Origin of the sequence: Sphingomonas oligophenolica (genome assembly GCF_039522915.1) — a bacterium.
Lineage (GTDB): Bacteria > Pseudomonadota > Alphaproteobacteria > Sphingomonadales > Sphingomonadaceae > Sphingomonas > Sphingomonas oligophenolica.
This window is the reverse complement of record NZ_BAAAEH010000043.1, coordinates 1-4,504: the sequence shown is the minus strand read 5'-3', so window position 1 is coordinate 4,504 and position 4,504 is coordinate 1. Positions and strand designations below refer to the sequence as shown.

Below are 4,504 nucleotides of genomic sequence, written 5' to 3'. Positions count from 1 at the left end.
CAGCTTCTCGCCAGACGAATCGCAACCCTATGATGCTTCAGCGCTTAATTTCGAATCCGACTCTTAGGGAAATCTGTTCGGGTAAACCGTGGAGAAAGGACATGGAGAATGCGTGCGATCCGGTCCGCACTTTTCACCTAATCCTGCCCTCCGCGATTCCGGTCCGCCTATTTTATTCCCACGTCGCCGAGATATGCGTCGATCGTTTGATGGTAGTGACGAATGCGGACTTCTTGGTATTCGGCGAGGGTAACCTTGTTCGTAATGTTGGCTTTCAACCCTCGTTGCATCGGCTCAAGATTGTCGATGTCTTGCTGCAGGATGAAGCCAAGTCCGCCCAGTTCCGGCACACTTGCCAGTGATTCCTCCGGTGTGACAACAACCGTCCGCCCAGAGGCAGGCCGCTCCCCGGTGAATGGCAGGTACAGACTGACTTCGAAAGTGGAGTGATCCGGATCGTCGCCGGGCAGGAAACGATAGACGATCGGAGACCCCAAAGACGACCATGGCGCGAAATTGGGAAATATGCTGTATTCGATCGGATCGACCAGATATGAAATCGGCTCGTTGCTCATGTCTACGCCAACGCGCTGTTTGTAGACCTGGGCGGCAAGACGCTGCATTGCTTGGCGGGTGGTCTCGCCCGGTTTCAATTTGCTGTCGGGGCTGTCTGCCAGTTCGGGCGCAAACCCCCCGACCCAGTTGTCGATGGTTTCCTGCTCGCTCGGCGGCGTGTCGCAGTGAGGCGAGGGATAGCCCATTGGTGTATGCATCCGGCTGAAATGCGGTTCGTCAGGCCAGATGTCGTACTGCGTCTGGACGTCGCTTCCTCCCGCCCGCACATGGGGGTGGGACTCATACCCGTGGAGCACTTCGATGAAAGCCTCCATGCAGACTTTCCAGTTGACCGCCATCGGGCGGATCACCGTGACCGCACGGAACCTGTTGTGGAAGTTCCAACCTTCCACGCTCTCCCATTGCTCCCACATTTTGCCCATATAGTCCCTGAGCGACGGTGCATCGTTATCGAAGTTGATGAAGACAAACCCGTTCCACAACTCGCACCGGACTTCGGCGAGTTTATGGGTTTCTGGCTTCACCTGCGGAAAATCCCATTGGCACGGGATCCACTTGAGCGATCCATCGATGCTCCATGTAAAGCCGTGATAGGGGCATTTCAGTTCGTCCCGGTGCTGGACCGTCTCGGTACAAAGCTCGCGACCGCGATGCAGGCAGGCATTGGCGAAGGCCTTGATGGAATTGTCGCGCTGGCGCACGATCAGAACCGAACGACCGGCGTTGCGATAGACGGCGACATCGCCGGCGTTTGGAATATCATAGGACCAGGCCGCATATTGCCATACGCGCGGCCACATCCTTTCGTTCTCCAGATCGAAAAACTCGCGCGAATAGTAGCGACGGGCATCCAGCGGCGCGGTGCCGAGGCGAATTTCCGTGCTGATAAGCAATGTGGGACTTGCGGGGATCGAGTCGCGCCGAAGGATGTCTCCGACAGTCTCGGGGCGCTCGTTTTCAACTCTTGGAGCCGGTGGCTCGCCGATCAAAATCGCGTTGGCTTCCATTTCTGCCTTCTCCTACGTGCCTTTCGCATACAGCAAGCATGCCAAAGATGCAGTGTCAATGGCTCCTCGTTTCGCGACGCGCCAACGCCGTGCCGTTGCGGGTCTGGTGCTCTGTCAGCCGCCCCGTTAGCCGGAAGTCGTAAACGGATGCCGCCGGTGGACGGGTGTGGGGAGCGAGGTCTAGACATGCGTGCACGCGCGGGCGCCGCTTCGGTTCGTGCCGACAAATGGGGATTTGGGTGTCCAAGGGCAAAGGAATAAGGGCTGCGCAAGCAAAAGCGACACGCTCGCTGCTGGTAGAGGCTGCGCATCGGCTTTTCGCCGAAAATGGCTTTCATGCCACCGCCACGAACGAAATCGTGAAAGCCGCTGGCGTAACCCGCGGCGCACTTCAGCACTATTTCCCTCGCAAGGAAGATCTTTTCCGCGCGGTGTTCGAACAAGCCGGTCGGGGTTTGGTGCAAACCGCGGCGGAACGGGTCAAGAACGAGGGGTGGGAAGGCTTTATTGCCGACCTGAAGGATTTCATCGGCAATGTTGCAAGTCTCGAGAGCCAACGAATTGCCTTTATAGACGGCCCTGCCGTTTTGGGATGGTCGGAATGGCGACGACTGCAGCTAAGTTACGGCGAACAGATGGTGACGGAGGCAATCGCTGATGGGGTGGCGAAGGGGCTGATCTCACCTCAGTCTTCTCGTGCTCTGGCCCATCTGATCCTTTCGATGATCGAAGAGGCTTCGTTGATGGTATTGAATGCGGACAAACTGCTGGTGACGACGAATGAGGTCGAGTTCGCAATGCTTTCGCTGCTCACTTCGTTGAATCGACATCGTGTGGTGTGAAATGGTGCGTTGACCGACCCGGCACCCTGCCGCGCGACCGTTGCAGCACAACCGATGATCGGCTCGTATCAGCGGATCATGGATAAGTTCCACCTATCCGATCGATGCGTCCGGCCAGCTGGAGAGATCGCACCGATCTGCTTTGCGAGATGCATGTATAATATCAGGTACCTGATTATTACTTCCCTCCAGAAAAGCCAATTCGGGAGCAACGAATTAGAGTTCTTGGCCTCGTGTCTCGATCCGTTGACGGAACGCAGCGAGAGCCACCGACCGGACCCATATCCCCGTAATGCGAATATCGTTTGGCAACGGTCCTTCGGTGTCAACAGTCCGCCGTGATTTGCACGCTTAAGCAAGGTTCGTGCGGGTGCTCGACGATTGACATTGCCCCTTTCACATTTACACTGAATGCCAAAGGGAGCCGCAAGGCGATCGTGGATCACGACGATCACGCCATTCAGATTCCTCAAACGAGACCTTTAGGAGAGATTTCACCATGAAAAAGCGTGTAGTTCACTGCGGAACAGGAAATATTGGCGCTGATGGTCTGAGAGGTATTCTGGAGCACCCAGACCTGGAACTTGTCGGCCACTATGTCTGGTCAGCGGATAAGGTTGGGAAGGATTCCGGTGAATTGGTAGGCGTTGCTGCGGCCGGAGTGAAAGCGACAAACGATTGGGATACGTTGCTGGCATTGAATGCCGACTGCATCTCATTCTTCGGTGACAGCATCGGCCGCGAAAAGCAGACCGCCAACACGATCTGCCGGTTCCTCGAGAGAGGCACCAATGCGGTAACTCCGTCGGTTTTCGCTTGGGCCCATCCGACAACGTGCCCGCCCGAATATCGCGATGAGGTGGAGGCGGCTTGTCGAAAGGGGAACTCAACCGCTTTCTTCTCGGGCATCGATCCCGGTTGGGCGACTACCGATCTGGCGATCGCGGCTCTTGCCGGGGCAAATCGGGTAGACTGCGTTCGTGTCATGGAACTTGGCAGCATGGCGGAATACACTGCACAGTTTGTCTTCCGCGAATATTTCGGATTTGGTAAAGAGCCTGGCTTCCAGCCTCTACTAGTCACGGGGGGGTTCATGAAAGAGATGTGGACTCCGACACTATACGCGATTGCTGAGGTGCTTGAGGTGGAACTTGAAGAGATCAAGATCACCTACGAGACCGATAGCCTCGATCACGACATTCACGTCGGCATCGGAGAGATCAAGGCGGGTGAAGCGTCGGCTGTCCATTTCATGTTGCAGGGAATGTCGGGCGGCAAGCCTATCGTCATCGTCGAGCATAACGATTTGATCGACATGGAATCCGGAAAGCAATGGCCCCGCCCTTATGGTCCGAAAAACGTCGCATACCGGATAGAGATCGAAGGCGATCCCGGCTTTACGATTGAACAGAATTTTAGCCATCACGACGGATGCAAGATATGCGCGATGGCTGTCGTGAACTCGATCTCCGCTGTTTGTGAATCTTCGCCGGGCTTGAAAAGTCCCCTTGAAATTCCACGCTATTGGTCTCGCAACGTTCGGTCGAGCGCGAAGCGTGCAACGACTGTGCGATCGTAGACGTACCGCCTCGGAGGACTTTCCTCCGAGGCGTATCCGCTTTTAGAAGTCTGGTCCGGAGTTTGATGGTGCGGGTTTGATGTGAAGCGCGCTGGCTCCTTGTCCTGGATTTGCAGATGTATTGGTAGGCTGTGAAATCGTTGAGAGTCATTAACCGCTTGGCGAAGTTACAGGCTGCCACCAAGTTGCCGAGGCGCTCTCGCCGTTGCTCGTGGGTTTCATGACAGAAGCGCTTGGCGGTATGCTCTGCCACCTGAAACTGGATCGTTTTGAGCTAGCCCGTCTTATTCACCGGGAGCCTGGGATCGGGTTGGCGGACGTAGCGTAAGTTACTGATCTGGCATAGAGAAAGGGTGCTTAAATCATCCCTCTACGCCGGACAGAAGGTGCCACGCCCGCCATGGCAGAAGATAGCGCGCCGCGTTTCTCATTTCCAGCGATTTGCCGCAAGAAAGTGACCGCCGCGTTCGATGGCGGGCGGCTGACCTCGGACGGCGGCG

3 protein-coding genes are annotated in these 4,504 nt (G+C 56.2%); 2 read left to right on the top strand and 1 reads right to left on the bottom strand.

Translation table 11 applies throughout. The features are described from left to right. Positions 1-167 precede the first annotated feature (167 nt). On the bottom strand, positions 168-1,583 hold the full coding sequence (locus tag ABD050_RS20945) for an aromatic ring-hydroxylating oxygenase subunit alpha (protein ID WP_343891457.1): 1,416 nt from the start codon (positions 1,581-1,583) through the stop codon (positions 168-170). Positions 1,584-1,822: 239 nt separating this feature from the next. Here ABD050_RS20945 and ABD050_RS20940 point away from each other — a divergent pair, with 239 nt between their 5' ends. Together ABD050_RS20940 and ABD050_RS20935 are read left to right on the top strand one after the other, a co-directional pair. Further along, positions 1,823-2,425, top strand: a complete 603-nt coding sequence (locus ABD050_RS20940; RefSeq protein WP_343891456.1) for a TetR/AcrR family transcriptional regulator — start codon at positions 1,823-1,825, stop codon at positions 2,423-2,425. Between the two features lie 499 nt (positions 2,426-2,924). Further along, positions 2,925-4,004, top strand: coding sequence for a dihydrodipicolinate reductase (locus ABD050_RS20935; protein ID WP_343891455.1), 1,080 nt, complete (start codon positions 2,925-2,927; stop codon positions 4,002-4,004). Positions 4,005-4,504 lie beyond the last annotated feature (500 nt).